General features: G+C 41.8%; 19 protein-coding genes. All 19 read left to right on the top strand.

Translation table 11 applies throughout. The features are described 5' to 3' along the window. The 19 genes from ACFSTH_RS19175 to ACFSTH_RS19085 all read left to right on the top strand — a co-directional run bounded on the left by ACFSTH_RS19175 (position 1) and on the right by ACFSTH_RS19085 (position 21,373). On the top strand, positions 1-1,347 hold the full coding sequence (locus tag ACFSTH_RS19175; RefSeq protein WP_377773667.1) for a DUF4910 domain-containing protein: 1,347 nt from the start codon (positions 1-3) through the stop codon (positions 1,345-1,347). Continuing rightward, entirely contained in the window at positions 1,344-2,156 is an 813-nt protein-coding gene (locus ACFSTH_RS19170) for a formyltransferase family protein (RefSeq protein WP_377773665.1), read from the top strand. Before ACFSTH_RS19175 ends, ACFSTH_RS19170 begins: the two co-directional genes overlap by 4 nt. Positions 2,157-2,307: 151 nt before the next feature. Then, positions 2,308-2,505 carry a cold shock domain-containing protein gene (locus tag ACFSTH_RS19165; RefSeq protein WP_377773929.1) on the top strand — a complete coding sequence of 66 codons (198 nt, stop codon included), beginning with the start codon at positions 2,308-2,310 and terminating at the stop codon, positions 2,503-2,505. A 245-nt stretch (positions 2,506-2,750) separates the two neighbouring features. Continuing rightward, positions 2,751-3,296, top strand: coding sequence for a ribosome hibernation-promoting factor, HPF/YfiA family (gene hpf / locus ACFSTH_RS19160; RefSeq protein ID WP_377773663.1), 546 nt, complete (start codon positions 2,751-2,753; stop codon positions 3,294-3,296). A gap of 359 nt (positions 3,297-3,655) precedes the next feature. Beyond that, positions 3,656-6,163: a preprotein translocase subunit SecA gene (secA, locus tag ACFSTH_RS19155; protein ID WP_377773661.1), complete on the top strand. Its 2,508-nt coding sequence runs from the start codon at positions 3,656-3,658 to the stop codon at positions 6,161-6,163. Between the two features lie 84 nt (positions 6,164-6,247). Then, positions 6,248-7,361, top strand: a protein-coding gene (gene prfB, locus ACFSTH_RS19150) for a peptide chain release factor 2 (RefSeq protein ID WP_377773659.1) whose coding sequence is annotated in 2 segments (ribosomal slippage) — positions 6,248-6,319 and positions 6,321-7,361 — 1,113 coding nt in all. Because the reading frame shifts where the segments join, the coding sequence is not laid out codon by codon here. 225 nt (positions 7,362-7,586) lie between these two features. Continuing rightward, a complete protein-coding gene (locus tag ACFSTH_RS19145) occupies positions 7,587-8,123 on the top strand; it encodes an Rpn family recombination-promoting nuclease/putative transposase (RefSeq protein WP_377773657.1) in 537 nt (178 codons plus the stop codon). After that, positions 8,089-8,298: a hypothetical protein gene (locus ACFSTH_RS19140; protein WP_377773655.1), complete on the top strand. Its 210-nt coding sequence runs from the start codon at positions 8,089-8,091 to the stop codon at positions 8,296-8,298. The genes ACFSTH_RS19145 and ACFSTH_RS19140 overlap by 35 nt, the downstream gene beginning before the upstream one ends. 300 nt (positions 8,299-8,598) lie before the next feature. Then, a complete protein-coding gene (argC, locus tag ACFSTH_RS19135; protein WP_377773653.1) occupies positions 8,599-9,648 on the top strand; it encodes an N-acetyl-gamma-glutamyl-phosphate reductase in 1,050 nt (349 codons plus the stop codon). 39 nt (positions 9,649-9,687) lie between these two features. Beyond that, entirely contained in the window at positions 9,688-10,929 is a 1,242-nt protein-coding gene (gene argJ / locus ACFSTH_RS19130) for a bifunctional glutamate N-acetyltransferase/amino-acid acetyltransferase ArgJ (protein WP_377773651.1), read from the top strand. A 68-nt stretch (positions 10,930-10,997) separates the two neighbouring features. After that, positions 10,998-11,783, top strand: coding sequence for an acetylglutamate kinase (argB, locus tag ACFSTH_RS19125; protein WP_377773927.1), 786 nt, complete (start codon positions 10,998-11,000; stop codon positions 11,781-11,783). Positions 11,784-11,841: 58 nt separating this feature from the next. Further along, positions 11,842-13,068: an acetylornithine transaminase gene (locus ACFSTH_RS19120; protein WP_377773925.1), complete on the top strand. Its 1,227-nt coding sequence runs from the start codon at positions 11,842-11,844 to the stop codon at positions 13,066-13,068. A gap of 14 nt (positions 13,069-13,082) precedes the next feature. Continuing rightward, the gene (argF, locus tag ACFSTH_RS19115; RefSeq protein ID WP_377773649.1) at positions 13,083-14,039 is read left to right on the top strand and encodes an ornithine carbamoyltransferase; all 957 of its coding nucleotides are present in this window, start codon (positions 13,083-13,085) and stop codon (positions 14,037-14,039) included. Between the two features lie 48 nt (positions 14,040-14,087). After that, positions 14,088-15,332, top strand: a complete 1,245-nt coding sequence (locus ACFSTH_RS19110) for an argininosuccinate synthase (RefSeq protein WP_377773647.1) — start codon at positions 14,088-14,090, stop codon at positions 15,330-15,332. Continuing rightward, positions 15,329-16,744: an argininosuccinate lyase gene (gene argH / locus ACFSTH_RS19105; RefSeq protein ID WP_377773645.1), complete on the top strand. Its 1,416-nt coding sequence runs from the start codon at positions 15,329-15,331 to the stop codon at positions 16,742-16,744. The genes ACFSTH_RS19110 and argH overlap by 4 nt, the downstream gene beginning before the upstream one ends. 207 nt (positions 16,745-16,951) lie before the next feature. Beyond that, positions 16,952-17,638, top strand: coding sequence for a cell division ATP-binding protein FtsE (gene ftsE / locus ACFSTH_RS19100; RefSeq protein ID WP_377773643.1), 687 nt, complete (start codon positions 16,952-16,954; stop codon positions 17,636-17,638). Next, positions 17,628-18,545 (top strand): permease-like cell division protein FtsX, encoded by a 918-nt coding sequence (gene ftsX, locus ACFSTH_RS19095; RefSeq protein ID WP_377773641.1) that lies wholly within the window; start codon positions 17,628-17,630, stop codon positions 18,543-18,545. The genes ftsE and ftsX overlap by 11 nt, the downstream gene beginning before the upstream one ends. Before the next feature lie 12 nt (positions 18,546-18,557). Continuing rightward, positions 18,558-19,775: a murein hydrolase activator EnvC family protein gene (locus tag ACFSTH_RS19090; protein WP_377773639.1), complete on the top strand. Its 1,218-nt coding sequence runs from the start codon at positions 18,558-18,560 to the stop codon at positions 19,773-19,775. 125 nt (positions 19,776-19,900) lie between these two features. Then, on the top strand, positions 19,901-21,373 hold the full coding sequence (locus tag ACFSTH_RS19085; RefSeq protein ID WP_377773637.1) for a S41 family peptidase: 1,473 nt from the start codon (positions 19,901-19,903) through the stop codon (positions 21,371-21,373). Positions 21,374-21,467: the final 94 nt, after the last annotated feature.

Genomic DNA, 21,467 nt, shown 5'->3' with positions numbered 1-21,467 from the left:
ATGATGAATGAATTACAACAAATGGATCAGTTGTTTGATCGTTTATTCCCTTTGTTTAGAAGCATTACGGGAGAAGGCGTGAGACAGACGCTTCATATTTTACAAGAGTATATTCCACTCGAAATTGAAGAAATACCTTCAGGAACAACGGTGTTTGACTGGACGATTCCCAAGGAATGGGTTATTCGCGAAGCATGGATTAAGGATTCATCAGGTCGAGAGATTATTAATATTACGAATAGTAATCTGCATGTTGTTAATTATAGCGAGCCGATTGACCGCATTGTTTCTTTGGACGAGTTAAAGCAGCATTTATTTACGATTCCTCATTTGCCAGACGCTATACCTTATGTTATTTCTTATTATAAAGAGCGCTGGGGTTTTTGTATGTCACAGCAGCAGTTGGATGCTTTGGTGGACGATCAGTATCATGTGTATATTGATAGTGAAAAGATGGATGGTGTGCTCAATTATGCGCAAGCCGTATTGCCAGGTAAATCAAAGCGAGAAGTGTTAATCACTTCTTATATTTGCCACCCATCGATGGCTAATAATGAACTTAGCGGTCCTATTGTAGCTGCATTTCTATATCAGCGCTTAAAAAAGTGGGAGCAACGTGAATTTACATATCGCTTTGTCTTTCACCCTGAAACCATTGGTTCGATTGCCTATTTGGCTAAGTATGGTGAGCATCTGAAAGAAAATCTTTATTCTGGTATGGTCCTCACATGCTTGGGAGGGAAGGACAAGTCGTTAAGTTATAAAATGTCTCGTAAAAAACAAGCGCCATTAAATGCGTTAGTGGAGTATATGGTGAAGTATGGAAAAAGCGATATGGGTATGAGGTCATTTTCACCTCTAAATGGTTCGGATGAGCGACAGTATTGTTCGCCAGGCTTTAATTTGCCTATGGGGCAATTTTCACGCATGGTTTATGGGCAATATCCAGGTTATCATAATTCGTTGGATACGAAAGAGGAAATGACGATTGAAGCATTATTGCAAAGTGTAGATGAATTAGAGGAAATTTTGCAGCTTCAGGAGTTGAATGGATTCTATTACAATTTGAAACCATTTGGAGAACCGCAATTAAGTAAGTATGATTTATATCCGGATCTTAATGCACCAACTATTCGCGGTAAATCATCCAATACGTTAATTGACAATCGGCAGCATTTGAATCAAGTGCTAATGCTCTTGAATTATGCTGATGGTATTCATTCTTTAACGGATATTGCAGCAAAAATGAATTATCCTTTGAAGGATTATAAAATGTCTATTGATCGTTTGAAGGAAGCGGGCCTGCTGGACGGTCCATTTCGTGATCAGCAAGGAGAGATAGGATGATAAAAGTAGTATTATTGACAGGATCACACCCTAGACATTTTTATGTTGCCAACCAGTTAATTGGATTAGGTTGTGTTGTTGGACATGTGGTGGAGCAACGTGAAGCCTTTATGCCGCAGCCTCCTAATGGACTTGAGGAACAGGATCGCTTGAATTTTATGCGACATTTTGCGGATCGTGATCAAGCAGAGCATGTTTTCTTTGCTGGAAATGACATGATAAACCAGACTGTTCCTACATTAAAGGTTAGTATGCAATCATTAAATGGTCAACAAACGATGGATTGGATTCAATCATTGCATGCGGATCTTCTAATAAGCTATGGCGTTCATAAGCTGAGTGAACACTTGTTAGCTGCTGGACCACGGGATGCTTGGAATATACATGGCGGTTTATCTCCATGGTATCGAGGAAATACGACGTTGTTTTGGCCTTTTTATATGCTGAAGCCAAATTGGGCAGGAATGACGATTCATCAATTAACTTCTAAACTAGATGCAGGAGATATTGTACATCATTCTGTGCCTGCTTTAGAGTATGGAGACGGTTTACATGATGTGGCTTGTAAAGCTGTTATACAAGTGGCGGCGGATTTGAAAAAGATTGTAACTACATTTGAATTGTCTGAGATTACATATAAAAAGCAAAAAAGTGCAGGTAAATTGTATGTTTCCTCGGATTGGCAGCCGCAGCATTTGCGTGTTGTATATCAGCTTTTTAATAATGATATCGTCGATCACTATTTAGATGGCAAGCTACCGAAAACAGAGCCATCGCTAATTAATATTTTTGATAAATCATTTTCATAAAATGAACGATGTAGGTTAACCTCATATAAATACAACAGATGAATTCGCTTTCAAAAATCAATTGACAATTCTAAACAGGCTTGGTATAGTCAATTTGTGGGCTATATAGAGAATCTCTCACAGTACTTGAAGATGAAGGGAATGTTTGCAAATGCAAGGTAAAGTAAAATGGTTTAATGCAGAAAAAGGTTATGGTTTCATTGAGTCTGTTGAAGGTGGAGATGTATTTGTTCACTTCTCAGCGATTCAAACAGATGGTTTCAAGACACTAGAAGAGGGTCAAGATGTTGAATTTGAAATTGTTGATGGCGCGCGCGGTCCACAAGCTGCAAACGTAGTTAGATTGTAATCATCCGGTCGATTGACCGAACGATAGATGGTACAATATTGGTAAAGTAAATCAAACTTACAGCGTAGTTTAGAATGCCCCGAGTAATTGGGGCTTTTTGTATGATTTTTGTGTAGTTTTCAGGTGATAATTAAGTGGGATTATTTCGGTTTTAAGTTATCAGAAAATTCATAATATACTATAATCTATTTTGTAAATAGTGGATACATATGATATAATAGAACTATGTAAAGGAGGAGTGCCCCATGAATTACAACGTTCGAGGCCAAAACATTGAGGTAACAGAAGCTTTAAGAGATTACGTAGAGAAAAAGCTTAGTCGACTGGATAGATATTTTGAAACACCAGTTGCATCCGAAGTCAATGTGACTCTATCTGTTACAAAAGGACAACATACTGTAGAGGTAACGATACCTATGGTAGGCACTATGTTAAGAGCCGAGGAGAAGAGCGAAGATATGTATGCTTCGATCGATGGAGTTGTCGATAAGCTTGAGAGACAAATTCGGAAGTATAAAACGAAGATCAATCGCAAATTCCGCCAAAATAGTGGCGTAAAAGCTCTCTTCAAGGAAGAGACAGGCTCAGCTGTTGGAATAGCAGAAGATGATGAACTGGAATTGGTTCGTCGTAAACAATTTATGCTGAAGCCAATGGATGTTGAGGAAGCAATACTACAGATGAATATGATAGGGCATAACTTTTTCGTTTTCGCTAACGCAGAGAATAAGGAAGTTAACGTTGTGTATAAGCGAAGCGATGGAAAATACGGACTTATTGAGCAAGAATAATTAACACCTACACATAATAATGAGAATACAGCCCTGTTCCTTTGCTGGAGCAGGGCTTTGCTGATCTTAAATAGAGGTACATCAGATTGGTTCAGATGAGTGTGTTTACTATATTTATATTATATTTTTTAAGATTATATTGAATGTTTGTGAAGGTACGTATAAATTAGGATATATTGGGTATTAATGCGATTATATTCGTATGCAATGGTTTATTTGTTTGCTGTTGTGAGAGAATGCGCGGTCAGTATTATGTAAAATGGTTATATTTGCTTGTTTCATACATTGCGACAGAGACTACAAACTGTTACAATTTAAAGCAAAGTATAAATGAAGGCTGACCATGAAAGGGGAAAACCATGCTCGGACTTGTTAAGAAATTATTTGGAGATCCAAATGAACGCGAGGTAAAGCGTTTATCTCGAAAAGTAGAAGAAATAAATGGATTAGAATCACAATTTGCTGCGCTGACGGATGAGCAGCTGCAAGCGAAAACGGAGCAATTTAAGGATAGGTTGGCAAAAGGGGAAGAACTGGATGCGTTGCTGCCAGAAGCTTTTGCTACAGTAAGAGAATCCTCCAAACGTGTACTTGGTATGCGTCACTTTGATGTGCAGTTAATGGGTGGTATGGTGCTGCATGAAGGTAATATTGCGGAGATGAAAACAGGGGAAGGTAAAACGCTCGTTGCGACACTTCCTGTTTATTTGAATGCTTTGTTGGGCAAAGGGGTTCATGTTATTACGGTGAACAACTACTTGGCGGAGCGGGATAGTCAGATGATGGGGGAATTGTATAATTTCCTTGGTTTGACAGTTGGATGTAATTTGCACGGATTATCGCATGATGAGAAGCAAGCAGCTTACGCATGTGATATTACGTATGGAACGAATAATGAGTTTGGCTTTGATTACTTACGTGACAACATGGTGCTTTATAAAGAGCAAATGGTGCAGCGTCCGCTTTATTTTTCTATTATTGATGAGGTCGATTCTATTCTTATTGATGAGGCGCGTACGCCGCTTATTATTTCGGGACAAGCAGCTAAGTCTACGGAGCTGTATCATATGGCAGATCGTTTTGTCACTCGTTTGCAAACGAAGGAAGACTTCACTGTTGATGAAAAGCTACGAACGGTTATTTTGACAGAGGCTGGTGTGGAGAAAGCGGAGAAAGCATTCCATATCGAGAACTTGTTTGATCATGATAATGTTACGATTAACCACCATATTCAACAAGCGTTAAAAGCGCATGTTATTATGCGTCGCGATATTGATTATGTTGTCCAAGAAGAGGAAGTCGTTATTGTTGACGAGTTTACCGGTCGATTGATGGCTGGTCGTCGTTATAGTGATGGATTGCATCAAGCAATTGAAGCGAAAGAGCAGTTAAAGGTACAGAATGAAAGTATGACGCTGGCAACGATTACGTTCCAAAACTATTTCCGTATGTATCGCAAGCTAGCAGGTATGACTGGTACAGCGAAAACAGAAGAAGAAGAGTTAAGACGTATTTATGGACTAGATGTTATTCAAATTCCTACAAACCGTTCGATGGTACGAAAAGATATGCCAGATGTCGTGTATAAAACGGAGACGGGCAAGTTCAAAGCGGTTGTCGAGGAAGTGGCGGAACGTCATAGTAAAAATCAACCGGTTCTAGTCGGAACGATTTCGATTGAAAACTCTGAGAAGTTATCGGAGCTGTTACGCAGACGTGGCGTGAAGCATAAAGTGTTGAATGCTAAGTTCCATGCGGAGGAAGCAGAAATTATTTCTCGTGCAGGGCAAGCTAGTGCGGTGACGATCGCAACGAATATGGCTGGTCGTGGTACGGATATTATATTAGGAGATTCAGTTCCAGAGATTGGCGGTTTGCACATTATCGGTACGGAACGTCATGAAAGCCGGAGGATAGATAATCAGCTGCGTGGACGTGCGGGACGTCAAGGTGACCCAGGTTCTTCGCAATTTTATCTGTCGATGGAAGATGAGTTGATGCGCCGATTTGGTGCAGAAAACATTATGTCGATGATGGATCGTCTCGGATTGGATGAAGATCAGCCGATTGAGAGTAAGATGATTACTCGAGCGGTAGAATCAGCACAGAAGCGAGTCGAGGGTAATAACTTTGATACTCGTAAAATCGTATTGCAGTATGATGACGTAATGAATCAGCAGCGGGAAGTTATTTATAAACAGCGTAAAAGTATTTTGGAATCGGAAAATATTCGTTCTGAAGTGATGGATATGATTATGCCTGTAATTGAACGTACAGTTGCAGCTCACTGTGTGGATGATATTCCGGAAGATTGGGATTTGCAGTCAATTATCGATTATGTTCATGCTAACTTGTTACCAGAAGGGTCGGTTACTCGTGACGACTTGAAAGGTAAGGAGAAAGAAGAAATTATCGAGTGGCTAAAAGCGAAGGTTACTGCTTATTACGATGAGCGTGAGCAAGAGCTTGGCGAAGAGATGATGCGTGAGTTCGAGAAGGTTGTAGTACTTCGTGCAGTAGATAGCAAGTGGATGGATCATATCGATGCGATGGATCAATTACGTCAAGGTATTCATTTGCGCGCTTATGGTGGTACAGATCCGCTACGTGAGTATCAGTTTGAAGGATTTGAGATGTTCCAAGAAATGATTGAGAACATTCAAGAGGAAATTTCCAGATATATTATGAAAGCTCGTGTAGAAAGTAATTTGGAACGTCAAGAAGTGGTAAAAGGTCAAACAACGTCTACGAGTGGTGGCGGTGAGAAGCCAGAAAATCGTCCTGCACGCCGCGAAGAAAAAGTAGGGCGTAACGATCCGTGCCCATGTGGTAGCGGTAAGAAGTATAAAGTGTGCCACGGTCAGTAACGGTAGTGGTCCAACAAACTTGTAGGATGTAGCGGAGCGGTACCGTTTCGTATTAATTATTGCTGAAATGGGGAGAAACGCATCATGTTGGATATAACAGTAAAACAAAATTTGCGTGATATTGCTCAGCGTTTGCAAAACCTTAGGGGGTCTCTTTGACCTCGATTTTAAACGAGAGCAAATTGCGAATTACGAAGAAAAGATGAGTGCGCCTGATTTTTGGGATGACCAAGAGCGAGCGCAAAGTTTAATTAGTGAGTTAAATGGTGTGAAGTCTGTTGTCGAAGACTATGAAGAGCTTGCTAATGAACTGGAAGATTTGCAAGTAATGTTGGAGTTAGGGGAAGAAGAAGGCGATGAATCGCTAATCAATGATATGGCGGACAGCGTCAAAGGATTGCAGGAAAAAGTAGGTTCTTTCGAGTTGCAGCTACTTCTTAATCAGCCGTATGATAAGTTGAATGCCTTTTTGGAGTTACATCCAGGTGCTGGCGGTACGGAGTCGCAAGATTGGGGTCTGATGTTGTACCGGATGTATACGCGCTGGGCGGAACATCGTGGTTTTAAAGTGGAGTTGCTGGATTACTTGCCTGGAGATGAAGCGGGTATTAAAAGTGTGACGATGCTTATAAAAGGACATAACGCATATGGCTATTTGAAGGCAGAAAAAGGAGTTCATCGTTTAGTTCGTATTTCACCTTTCGATTCCAATGGTCGTCGTCATACGTCATTTGTATCTTGTGATGTGATGCCGGAGATTGATGATTCGGTAGAAATAGATATTCGCTCGGAAGATTTGCGGGTAGATACGTATAGGGCAAGTGGAGCTGGTGGTCAGCACGTTAATAAGACGGATTCAGCTATTCGACTTACGCATCTCCCGACCGGTATCGTTGTCTCTTGTCAGCAAGAACGTTCGCAAATTGCCAACCGTGATCGAGCGATGAAGATGCTTCGTTCCAAACTATATGAACGCAAAATAGAAGAGCAACAAAAACAGCTAGCCGAAATACGTGGCGAGCAATCCGATATTGCGTGGGGCAATCAGATTCGTTCGTATGTGTTCCATCCGTATAGTATGGTGAAGGATCATCGTACGCAAGTGGAAACAGGAAATGTCGGGGCAGTAATGGATGGCGAAATTGATTCGTTTATTGATGGATATTTACGTAGTCAAATTAAAACGGATCAGCAATAAAATTAGAAGCAAAAAGTAAGTATAGTGTGCAATAGGCTAGCACGCTATAACAAATCTCTCTTATCTGCAAGCAGCAGTAGGTGATCGTCCTTTTGAGACGATTACGGAATACTCGCTGTTTGTGGCTGAGGGAGATTTTTTTGTTTTTTATAGAAAAAGATCAGTTAAGTGATGTGTATGAGTGAGTAAATACATATTATATTATAACGTGAGGAGTTGTAATTTATGGAGACTGCACCGCAGGAAGAAACGTTGCATCCACGACATGACACATCTTACCGATTTTTATTGTCCAGTAAAAAGTTATTTGTTGATTTACTCCGTTCGTTTGTTAAGCGTGGTTGGGTGCAGGAGGTAAATGAGGAACAAGTAGAAGAAATTCCACATACGTTTGTTTTGCAAGATTTTAAGCGGCAAGAGGCGGATTTAGTTTATCGTGTGAAGCTGCAAGGTCAGGATGTTATTTTCTACTTGTTATTGGAACTTCAGTCCAGCGTAGACTACCGGATGCCATATCGTTTGTTGTTATATCAAGTGGAAATCTGGCGATACTTATTGCAGAACGAAGCTACATTAATTGCTAATCGCAAATCGTTTCGGCTGCCGCCAATCGTACCAATTGTATTGTATAATGGAAAATGTTATGAAGAAGAAACTTCCGGATTACGAAACGGATGTACACATATTGTTAGAAACACTCATTTACACCGAAAAGGAGGAAACAGAGATGTTACGATTCGAAAAAGCACTAGACAATCTTAAGCGAGAAGGGATTCAAGAAGGAAAGCAAGAAGGTAGGCATGCGGAAAGATTGGAGATAGCAATGCGGATGCTTAATCTGGAAATGGATGTGGTACTCATTGCAGCGACTACTGGTTTTACGATGGAAGAAGTAGAGCAACTGAAGGTAGAGCTATTAAATAGTAAAGACATATAGCGACAGTAAAGTTCGTTAGAGCGTGCGATGGAGGCGATTAATAAAGTCTTTCTTATCTACAAGCAGTAGGGAAATGTTCGGATCGTTTATGGTTCGGGCTTTGAACTGGTAACTGTGAGTGTAGGTAGGAAAGATTTTTTTAATGATATACAGTCTATTGTATTATTATTAGCTGATGTGTATAATAATACATCATGCCATGTTATTTTCATCACGGACGGAATGTTGTACAATTATAAGTTAGTAATGTAGACTAGTTGGTTTGATATAAATAATATGACATAGAACGGAGAGAGTGTAATGAGTGAACAGTTGAGAGTGGCGATTGTAGGTTCGACCGGTTACGGTGGGGTGGAATTGGTACGTTTGTTAGCTTCCCATCCACAGGCGAAAGTGACTTCCGTCATCTCATCTTCTAGTGCAGGCACCCCTTTTTCTGATGGTTTTCCTCATTTGCAACATATTCGTGAGGAGTTATTGGATGATGTTGATCCGGCACTTATTCGTACGAAGGCAGATGTTGTTTTTTTAGCAACACCAGCGGGAGTAGCTGCGAAGATTACTCCAGCATTTTTGCAAGCAGGTTTGAAGGTCATTGATTTGTCAGGTGATTACCGGTTGAAGTCACCAGCCTTATATGAAGAGTGGTATAAAAAGCCGGCAGCGGAAGAACCGTATTTGAGTGAAGCGGTGTTTGGTTTAGCTGAAATATATGGTGAGCGGGTCAAAGGGGCAGCACTTATTTCTAATCCGGGATGTTATCCGACAGCTACGTTATTGGGCTTGGTGCCTGCGATTAAAGCAGGGTTTATTGATCCGGCGTCTATTATTATTGATGCGAAATCGGGCGTATCTGGTGCAGGACGAGGCGTTTCGCTTGGGACTCATTATTCGGAATTGAACGAGAATTTTAAAGCATATAAACTTAATCAGCATCAACATATTCCAGAAATTGAGATGGTGCTTTCGGATGTTGCCGAAAAGCCAGTAGTTACGACGTTTTCGACACATCTTGTACCGATGACGCGTGGAATTATGTCTACGATGTATGCCAATATAGTAGGTGAACGGACGACGGAACAGTTTATAGCGTCGTATAAAGAGTTTTATGCAGATCGCCAGTTTGTTCGTATTCGTCCAGCTGGGTTATTGCCAGCGACTAAGGAAGTTTGGGGTTCGAATTATTGTGATATTGGGTTTGCGGTTGATACGAGAACGAATCGGGTTACGATTGTATCGGTCATTGATAATTTGGTTAAAGGTGCTGCAGGGCAGGCAATTCAAAATATGAATTTGATGATGGGCTGGGATGAGTCACTAGGGTTACAATTCGTTCCTGCTTATCCATAAGTTTTTTAATATATCTGGGTAGAGGAGATAGAACTTATTATGGGACAATTAGCGGGTGCGGAATTGTTTACAGTAGTGCCGGAAGGATCGATTACGACGCCAAAAGGTTTTACAGCAGGTGGTTTGCATAGTGGGCTAAAAAAATCAACGCGTCATGATTTGGGAGCAATTATTTGTAGTGTGCCAGCAGCGGCAGCTGGTGTGTATACGCTGAATGCCTTTCAAGCAGCTCCGATTAAAGTAACGAAACAAAGTATTGCTAGTAGTGGTTTGTTGCGTGCAGTTGTCGTAAATAGTGGTAACGCTAATGCTTGTACAGGTGAGCAGGGCGAGCAAGATGCGTTTCAGATGCGTAATCATTTTGCAGAAGTGTTCGCTGTGCCAGAGGAACAAGTAGCGGTAGCTTCGACAGGAGTTATCGGAGAGCTATTGAAGATGGATAAATTGATAGGTGGTATTGATCAGTTGCCAACGCATTTGGGCGACGATAGGAATGCTGCGGAACAATTTTGTCAAGCGATATTGACGACGGATTTGGTGCAAAAGATGATTTGCGTACAAGTAGAAATTGATGGGCGTGCAGTCCATATTGCTGGTGCTGCCAAAGGATCAGGGATGATAGCGCCTAATATGGCAACGATGCTTGGATTTGTGACGACAGATGCAAAAATCGAAGGAACGGTACTGGAGACGTTGTTGCGTCAAGTGACGGATCTTTCTTTTAATATGATTACGGTAGATGGAGATACGAGTACGAATGATATGTTAGTGGCGATGGCGAGTGGTTTAGCGGAAAATACGTCATTGACGGAAGCACATCCGGATTTGGCGAAGTTTGTAGCGGGGCTACGTCATGTATGTGAGCATTTGGCCAAAGGGATTGCGCGTGATGGAGAAGGGGCGACGAAGCTAGTTGAAGTGCAGGTGCAAGGAGCGGTAAGTGATGAGGCGGCTCAAGCCATTGCCAAAACGATCGTTGGTTCGTCATTAGTGAAGTCAGCGATGTTTGGTGCAGATGCTAACTGGGGAAGAATTATTGCAGCGATTGGTCGAGCAGGACAGCCGGTGCAAGTGGACACGGTAGATATTGCGCTTGGATCGATTCAGACGCTTCAACAGTCAAAGCCAGTTGTATTCGATGAGGAAGCGGCGCTGGAATATTTGAAAGGCGATACGATCATTATTCATGTTGATTTGCATATGGCGGATGGCGCGGCGAAAGCATGGGGCTGTGATCTAACGTATGATTATGTACGGATTAACGCAGCTTATCGCACGTAGTAACGAGCGGCAATGTCGTTGTAGATAATGGTGGAACCAGGATGAAGCGTGAATTTGGAGGTATAGCGATGCAACAGCGATTTGTTATGAAATGTGGCGGCAGTACACTGGCTGCTTTGCCAGAGCGGTTTTTTGTAGAGCTAAGGGAATTGCAAACAAATGGTCATTATCCGGTTATCGTTCATGGTGGTGGTCCAGCGATTTCGGAGTTGTTGGATGTGCTTGGTATTGAGTCGGAGTTTGTGAACGGCTTACGAAAAACGAGTGAAAGTGTACTTGATGTAGTCGAGATGGTATTGTCCGGCAAAATTAATAAGGAGATCGTTCGCAAAATAGAGCAAAGTGGCGCACATGCGTTAGGTATATCCGGTATTGATGGACAGTTGTTATTGTCGCAACCGGTGGCGAATGCTGATCAAGTAGGGTTTGTCGGAGAAGTAGTGGCGGTAAAGGCGAAGATTATTGAAGGTATTATTAATATGGGCTATATGCCGGTCATTGCACCGCTTGGTATTGATGAGGCAGGGCAGCGTTACAATATCAATGCGGATACGGCTGCTGGTGCGGTGGCATCGTTTCTCGATGTGGAGCAAATGATTGTCGTTACGGACGTTCCAGGCGTTATGAAGCAGGTCGATGGAGAAATGGTAACATTGCCACAGGTGACAGTTGCCGAAATTGAAGCGATGATTGCATCTGGTGAAATATATGGTGGGATGATTCCGAAAGTACGAGCGGCGATTGCTTGTATTCAAGGGAAAGTGCAGAAAGTAGTAATTGTCAGCGGTAAGGAAGAAGGAGTACTAACGAAAGCTGTAGTAGCTGGCGGTGTTGGTACGACGATTGTTCGCTAAATTTGAGACATAGATAGCAATGATGAGAAGTTTTGCAATAGTAGGGGAGGGTATTATGATGAGTAAACAAGAGGTGGAAGTAAAGTCGCCTAACGCTCAAGCGCATAATGAGCAAAACGCCCAGTCGTTGTTGCCAACTTATGCACGTTTTCCGCTAGCGATTGTGAAAGGGAAGGGTAGCTGGCTATGGGACGATCAAGGTCGTAAATATTTGGATTTTATGAGCGGGATTGCTGTAACGAACTTGGGACATGTGCCAGAAAAAGTGAAAGAGGCAGTTGTGAAGCAAATAGATGAATTATGGCATATTTCTAATTTGTTTCAAATTCCGAATCAAGAAGAAGCGGGTAAGTTAATTACTGATAATAGTGGTGGAGATGCTGTTTTTTTCTGTAACTCCGGTGCGGAAGCGAATGAAGCAGCGATTAAACTAGCCCGTCGTTATCAGCAGTTGGTGAAACAGAACGGAAGGTATGAAATTATTACGTTTGAGCAATCGTTTCATGGAAGAACGCTGGCAACTTTAACGGCGACCGGACAAGATAAAGTGAAAGAAGGATTTGCGCCTCTACCGGGCGGATTTAAAACGGTCAAATATAATGATTTTGATGTGCTAAAAGCGGCAATTAGTGATCATACAGCAGCGATTATGCTTGAAACGGTGCAAGGGGAAGGCGGCATCTATCCGGCAAGCCAATCTTACTTGAAGCAAGTAGCTGATTTGTGTAAGCAAGAAGGAATTTTACTTATTATTGACGAAATTCAAACGGGTATCGGACGGACAGGTAAGTTGTTTGCACATGAGCATTATGGTATTGAACCAGATATTTTTACGCTTGCCAAAGGATTAGGTAGCGGGTTTCCGGTTGGAGCGATGGTTGCGAAGGAAGAACTACGTGCTGGTTTTAGTGCGGGTAGCCATGGTTCCACATTTGGTGGTACACCACTAGCAGCGGCAGCTGTGAAGGCGACACTAGAAATAATTGTTGCTGATAATTTGTGGGAACGTGCGGCGAAGCAAGGGGCTTATTTGGTAGAACAACTACGAGAGAACTTAGCTGGTAACGCGTTTGTAGAAGAAGTTCGTGGTTTAGGCTTGTTAATTGGTATTGCATGCAAAGGACCAGTTGCAGATATTATTGTTAAAGCGCAACAGGAAGGGTTACTTATTATATCGGCAGGTCCGAATGTACTTCGTTTGCTGCCTAATTTGCTAGTGACGAATGAAGAAATAGAGATAGCTGTTAGTATACTGGCGAAATTGCTGGCAGAGGCAGCGGAATAATACGAGGAGGCATTATGATGCATTTTAATGAAGAAATGGCGCAAAGCTTAAAAGGGCGCGACTTTTTGATGTTAGTAGATTACAGCCCGGAGGAACTGCGTTATTTGATCGATTTGGCAATAGATTTGAAAAAAAGATTAGAAGCAGGCGAAATATATCAACCACTAAGAGGGAAAACGTTGGGAATGATTTTTGAAAAATCATCGACACGTACACGTGTTTCTTTCGAGACAGGTATTTATCAGCTAGGTGGGCAAGGGCTATTTTTGAGCAGCAACGATTTGCAAATTGGTCGTGGAGAGACGATATGGGATACAGCACAGACACTATCTCGTTATTTGGACGGGATTATGATCCGTACGTTTGCTCATCGTAATGTAGTGGAACTGGCTCGTGGTGCTATGGTACCTGTAATTAACGGTTTGACTGATTTATCACATCCATGTCAAGCGTTGGCTGATTATCAGACGATTTTGGAGAAAAAGGGTCGTTTGGAAGGAATTAAACTAGCTTATATTGGTGATGGTAACAATGTGGTGCACTCGCTAATGATGGGTGGGGCAAAATTTGGTGTCAATGTGGCGATAGCTACACCAGAAGGATATGAACCAGATGAAGACTTGGTAAAACAAACGCAGGCGAATGCAGCAGAAACAGGGGCGACACTACAAGTGTATCGTGATCCGAAGGAAGCTATTGCCGATGCGGATGTTATTTATACCGATGTATGGGCTAGTATGGGGCAGGAAGCGGAGCAACAGGAGCGAGAAGCAGCATTTTCGGCTTTTCAAATAAATGAGGATTTAGTGAAATATGCTAAAGCAGACTACTTGTTTATGCATTGTTTGCCAGCACATCGTGGAGAAGAAGTTAGTGAAGGAGTCATTGATGGCGATCATTCTGTTATTTTCGATCAAGCAGAAAACCGTCTTCATGCTCAAAAAGCAATTATGGCAGCCATTATGGCGTAATTTTTATATAGCAACACATTCTTGGAATAACGAAAGGACATAGCAATCATGGCAAAGCAAAAAATTGTATTAGCATACTCCGGCGGATTGGATACGTCAATTATTTTGAAGTGGTTAGAACAAACATATGATGCAGAGATTATTGCCTTCACAGCTGATATTGGTCAAAAGGAAGAGTTGGACGGATTAGAAGCTAAGGCATTGGCAACAGGTGCAACAAAAGTATATATTGACGATTTGACGGCGGAATTCGCAGAAGATTTTATATTTCCGATGTTTCAGGCGGGAGCGTTGTATGAAGGACAATATTTGCTAGGTACATCGATTGCTCGTCCTTTGATTGCCAAACGGATGGTAGAGATTGCAAGGGCAGAAGGGGCGACGATGATCGCTCATGGTGCGACAGGAAAAGGGAATGATCAAGTACGGTTTGAGTTAAATGTAGCAGCTTTGGCTCCAGATATTGCAGTTATTGCTCCGTGGCGAATGGCGGAGTTTCGGACGCAGTTCCCGGGTAGAGCGGAAATGATCGCTTATGCAGAAGAACATCAAATACCAGTAACGGCTTCTGCTGCAAAACCGTATTCGACGGATCGTAACTTGTTGCATATTAGTTTTGAAAGTGGAGCATTGGAAGATCCTTGGTTCGATGCGAGTAGTGATGCGAATGAAGCGATGTATATGCTTACGGTATCGCCTGAGAAGGCACCGGATACTGCGGAATACGTGGAACTAACGTTTGAGCAAGGAAATTGCGTAGCTATTAATGAGGAGCGGTTAACGCCACTTGCAGTAATGGAGCGATTAAATGAGCTAGGTGGTAAGCATGGCATCGGACGCGTCGATATGGTCGAAAATCGGTTTGTCGGGATGAAAAGCCGAGGAGTGTATGAAACGCCGGGCGGCACGATATTGTTTACGGCACATCGCAAAATAGAGTCACTGACGATGGATCGAGAAGTGATGCATTTGCGTGATTCATTGATTGCTAAATATAGTGAGCTAGTTTATAACGGCTTTTGGTTTGCGCCTGAGCGATTGGCGATTCAAGCATTAGTGGCAGAGTCACAAAAAAATGTGAGTGGTACGGTGCGATTGAAACTGTACAAAGGAAATATTATTGGTGCTGGCGTTCAAAGTCCAGTTAGTTTGTATCATCCGGATATTGCAACGATGGAAGCTGATCCAACGCAAGCGTATGATCAAGGGGATGCTACTGGTTTTATTCAATTGCAAGCACTTCGTTTGAAAGTTTCTGCTGGTGTAGAGCTGCAGAAAGGAAGTGGGCGATGAGTAAACTATGGGGCGGCAGATTTACGAAACAGACGGATCAATTGGTGGAAGAATATACAGCATCGATTTCGTTTGATCAACAATTAGCGGAAGAAGATATTGCTGGCAGCTTGGCTCATATTACGATGCTCGGCAAGCAAGGGATCGTTCCTGCGGAAGATGTGGCAACAATTATTGCAGGGTTACAACGTGTCTTGACTCGTGTGCAAGCAGGCGAGATGACGTATGCGGTCAGTGATGAAGATATTCATATGAATATCGAAAAAGCGTTGATTGAAGATATTGGTTCAGTAGGTGGAAAGCTGCATACGGGGCGGAGTCGCAACGATCAAGTAGCGACCGATATGCATTTGTGGCTACGTAAACGTGTAGTGGAATTGGTTCAGTTGTTGCAGCAATTGCAAGAAGCGTTAGTTGAACAAGCGAAGCAGCATTTGGATACGTTGATACCCGGGTACACGCATTTGCAGCGTGCACAGCCGATTTTGTTCGCTCATCATTTGATGGCGTATGTGGCGATGTTTGGTCGAGATGCTGAACGGTTAATGGACAGCTACAAAAGGATTAACGTACTGCCGCTAGGCGCTGGTGCACTTGCTGGAACGACGTTTCCGATTGATCGTCATTTTGTTGCGGAACAGTTAAAATTTGATCGAGTGTATGAAAATAGTTTGGATGCGGTCAGCGATCGTGATTTTATTGTCGAATTTTTGGCAGATGCGTCGATAATCATGATGCATTTGTCTCGGCTAAGCGAAGAACTTATATTGTGGTCGAGTACAGAGTTTGATTTTATTGAATTAGACGATGCTTTTTGTACAGGAAGCAGTATTATGCCACAGAAGAAAAATCCGGATGTACCAGAGCTAGTTCGTGGCAAAACGGGACGAGTCTACGGTAACCTAATGGGCTTACTTACAGTTCTAAAGTCGCTGCCGCTTGCTTACAATAAAGATATGCAGGAAGACAAGGAAGGTATGTTCGACACGGTTAAGACGCTACAAGGAGCGTTACAGCTGTTTGCGCCGATGATTCGGACGATGAAGGTAAATAGAGAAAGTATGCGGCGGGCGGTCCAGCAAGATTTTTCGAATGCTACCGATATTGCAGACTTTTTGGTTGGAAAAGGGTTACCATTCCGAGAAGCACATGAAGTAATTGGAAAAACAGTATTGTACTGTATTTCACAGCAAAAATATTTGCTTGATCTGACGCTAGAGGAATTCCAACAATTTTCCGAATTGTTCGATGGACAAATATATGAGGTGCTACAGCCGGAACAAGTGGTAAATGCCCGTAATATATACGGTGGAACTGCTAAAGAGCAAGTAGCAGCAGCAATAAATCGTGCAGAATTGGCATTAGCCGATACCGCAGAATGGATAGAAGAATATACTAAACGTAGCCAATAATATGGCATGAATATTTGAGTGTTACTGGTTTACGCAGTGATAGGCTGCAAGGCGAATTGTTCCTTGCGGTCTTTTTGGTTTATCTGTTTGTTCACAATATGGCTATAGATTAGAATTGTGAAAAAAGTAGAATCCAGTGCTTATTTGCAGGAATTAGCCGCATACTGTCGAAGTAGTAGTATTGAAACTAAGTCAGGATGTGATAGTGTGATCGAAATGCATGACATATGGAAAACTTACAGCGATGGGACGCACGCCTTGCGTGGCGTTTCGGTACAAATTGACAGTGATGAATTTGTTTATTTGGTAGGACCTTCGGGTGCAGGCAAGTCTACTTTCATGAAATTGATATATAGGGAAGAAGTTCCGACCAAAGGCCAAATCTCAGTGAGTGGCTTTAATATCGGAAAACTAAAGTCGAGAAAAATTCCTTACGTTAGACGTAATATTGGTGTTATTTTTCAAGATTTTCGATTGTTACCGCAATTAAGTGTGTTTGATAATGTCGCTTTTGCGATGGAAGTAATCGAAGCGCCGCGTCGCGCTATTCGGAAACGGACGCTGGAAGTGTTGGAATTAGTAGGATTGCATCACAAACAAGCTAGTTTACCATCACAGTTATCAGGAGGTGAACAGCAGCGAGTGTCGATTGCTAGGGCGATCGTTAATAATCCCACTGTTATTGTAGCGGATGAGCCGACAGGTAATTTAGATCCAGATACTTCGATGGGCATTATGCACTTGCTGGAAGAAATCAATTATCGCGGTGCGACGATTGTAATGGCTACTCACAACAAAGAAATAGTGAACAATATGCGGAAACGAGTAATTGCTATTGAAAATGGTGTCATTGTACGTGACGAGGCGAGAGGGGAATACGGATATGAAATTTAGGACGCTGCTTCGTCATTCTCGGGAAGGGACCAAAAACATTTGGCGTAATGGATGGATGTCTTTTGCCTCGGTTAGTTCGATGTGTATTTCTTTATTGCTGTTAGGTGCATTTATGCTATTAGCAATGAACATGAATTATATGGCTGACCAGTTTGAAAGTAAAATTCAAATTAGTGTCTACTTAGCATCAGACCTTTCAGAAGAAAAAATAACAGAAGTGCAAAATAAGATTGGAAATTTAGAAGAGGTAAGTAAAGTAACATTTGTGACAAAAGAAGAAGGACTTACCGATTTGAAAGAAAGAATGGGTGAGGAAAATCGAGAGGTGCTGGAAGGATATGAAAACGATAATAACCCACTTCCAGATTCTTTTTTGGTCGATGTCTATGATCCACAGATAATTGCCGTTACGGCGAAACAAATTGAAGCGTTAAATGTATCAGAGGAAGAAGCTCCGATCTGGAAAGTGAATTATGGGCAGGGAACAGTTGAAAAAGTATTTAAAATAACAAATGCAGTCCGTAACATCGGTTTTGTTGTTGTTATTGGATTAGCGGTTACGGCAATATTTTTAATTTCTAATACGATTCGGATGACAATTGTAGCAAGACGGAAAGAAATTGGGATTATGAAGATGGTCGGAGCTACGAATTCTTTTATTCGTTGGCCGTTTTTTATAGAAGGTGCATTGATTGGATTTTTCAGTTCATTGTTAACGACAGTTATAGTATGGCTAGGGTACGATAAGCTTTATGATATGGTCCGTATGGACTTGTCGCTGTTTATGGTTTCAATGAAGGCGCCACAGGATTCGATGTACATAACGGCGCTCATCTTAATCGGTTTAGGAACGCTGATCGGAATATGGGGTAGTGTTATTTCGGTTCGCAAGTATTTGAAAGTGTAGGTGACAGATAGAATGAAGAGGCTCGCCACTTTAGTTATCGTAATCGCAATGCTGATCGGCATATCGGTGCAAATGTCGGAACACTTGGATGCTCGTTCGCTATCGCAAATTGAAAAACAAATTTCTGAAGCTAAGAAAAAGGCAAGTGATGCTAAGCGCAGAGCGGAACAAGCGACGAATGATGCCAAAGCGACAGCAGGCAAACGACAGATGATTGCTGTCAAAAAAGAAGATGCACAACACGAACTAACTGCTGTTCTTGGAAAGATTGATAAAATTGCTGGGGAAATGATCGAAACAGAAGTTAAAATTAACGGTAAAAACAAAGAGCTTGCGGTGACGGAAGAGGAATTAACAGAAGTCGAGAAACGGATTGTCGAGCGTGATGAATTGCTGCAATCGAGAATGCGTCTAATGTACACGAATGGAACAGTTTCTTATATTGATGTTTTGTTGAGTGCTACTAGTTTTTCTGACTTTTTGTTTCGATTTGACGCACTACAGTCTATTTTGCATCAGGATCGTCAAATATTAGATGAACATAAACATGATAAAGAGTTAGTGGAATTAAAACAAAAAGAAATTGAGTTACAATTAATAAATATTCAAGAGCTTTATTCCGAGCTGTCGATTCAAAAAGTAGCGATGGAAAAGCAAGAAAAAGAAAAAGAAGTATTAATTGCTTCCTATAATGCAACGATTAGTGAATTGGATCAAGAGTTAGAAGCACTAGAGTCTATTAATGAAGAGCAAGAAAAAATGCTCGTGGCGTTGGCGGCAGAAATGTCGAAGCTAGAAACAGAAAAGAAAAAGATTAAAACACCGTATAGTGGTGGTAAGTTGGCTATGCCGATCGATAGTGGCTATCGTGTAACGTCAAAGTTTGGGTCACGAACGCATCCGATATCTAAAAAACGTCATGTCCATTCTGGTATGGATTTCGGTGCACCTACTGGAACGTCGATCTATGCTGCGGAAGGTGGCGTAGTAATAGTATCACAATATTGGGGTACTTACGGTAATGCTGTCGTTGTGGATCACGGTAATGGACTATGGACGCTATATGCGCATATTAAAAATGGCGGTTTATTGGTAGATAAAGGTGATACGGTGAAACGAGGACAAAAAATTGCGGAAGTTGGCAATACAGGAAACTCAACAGGACCGCATTTGCACTTCGAAGTACGTAAAAATGAAATAGCAGTTAATCCGGGAAGTTATTTGAAATAGTTGAAGGTAAAAAATAAAAGTAGTGAAGAGAGAGAAATGCGGTATGGATCTCAAATAATTTTGCTATAATTGACATATAATATGGAAGTTGGGCAGGTTGAGATTACAGAAGGTGGTGGAGAACATTGCAATTTAAAGGGCGTTCCGTTCTAATTACGGTACTATCAACGATGATCGCGTCCGTATTAATTACATTGTTAGTAACGGACAAACTGGTCGATAACAACAAGCAACCATTATCGGTAGTTGCAGCATCCTCGAATAAACAGTCATATCAAATGACAAAAACCGAGATGGGCAAACTGAATGCTGTGTTGGAATTGATCGAGACAAAGTATTTCACAAAAGTAGAACGGGAAGACATACTGGATGGAGCTATCTCTGGTATGCTCGGTGCGCTTAATGATCCGTATTCTGTCTACATGGAAGATGATACGGCGAAACAATTTACAGAATCAATCGATGGTTCTTTCTCTGGTATTGGGGCAGAGGTGTCGATGGAGAATGGGCGAGTCGTTATCGTATCGCCAATCAAAGGTTCACCCGCTGAAAAAGCTGGTTTGCTTGCGAAAGATATCTTATTATCTGTTAATGGTGAGTCAGTGGACGGTTTAACTTTGCAAGAAGCAGTGGACAAAATACGTGGACCAAAAGGTAGTAAAGCGAAGCTATCCATATTGCGTAACAACAGTACGGAACCGATTCAAGTCGTTATCGTCCGCGACGATATTGATATTGAAACCGTCTTTGCAAGTATAGATAAGCAGGGCATCGGTGTTATTGAAATTCGTCAGTTCTCCATGAATACGGGCAAACGTTTTATAGAAGAGTTGAAGAAGTTAGAGCAACAGAAACTAAAAGGGCTTGTTATTGATGTGCGTAATAACCCTGGTGGCGTGCTGCAAGTGGTTGTAGAAGTGGCGCAAGCAATGATGAAGCCAGGCAGTGTTATTTTGCAAGTGGAAGATCGCGATGGTGGTAAAGAACAATCCAAAGCACAAGGCGGACAAAAAAAGCCATATCCTATTGCAGTGGTGACGAATAACGGTAGCGCGAGTGCTTCCGAAATTTTAGCTGGTGCATTGCAGGAAAATGGGTTGGCGCATGTCATTGGAGAAGATACCTTTGGTAAAGGTACGATTCAAGTTAGTTATAACAAAGCACTTGGAGATAACAGCTTGGTGAAGCTGACGATTGCAAAATGGTTGACACCAAAAGGTAATTGGATAAATGAAGTTGGCGTGAAACCAAACAAAGTGGTTGCTCCGCCAGCACTATACACAGTCGCTCGGATTATGTTAGATGAACCATTTAAAAAGGATCAATTCAGCGAACAAATTCGCAGTGCCCAAGTTATGCTGCAAGGTATTGGATATGAAATAGGTCGTGAAGACGGTTATTTTGATACGAAAACAGAACAAGCGATTACGAAATTCCAACGTGCTAATAAGCTGAAAGTGACAAGTATGTTGGATAAGCCCACAGTAGCAGCGCTTGAAAAACAAGTGATCGATTGGATTGGTGCAGAGAAAAACGATCGTCAATTACAAGAAGCTATTCAATGGGTGAAGCAAGCAGGTAAAAAAGCGACGAAGTAATCCAAAAGTTTCTATTGTAAATAAGAGGCAGGATTACAGAAGGTATGTGTCGAATAGAGTAAAGGTTGGTTTCTTCGTGAAAGCCAACCTTTGC

The sequence above is a fragment of the Paenibacillus yanchengensis genome (genome assembly GCF_042684845.1).
GTDB classification, from domain to species: Bacteria; Bacillota; Bacilli; order Paenibacillales; family Paenibacillaceae; genus Pristimantibacillus; species Pristimantibacillus yanchengensis.
Note: the sequence above shows the minus strand (reverse complement) of the source record. Positions and strands in the feature narration are given on the sequence as shown.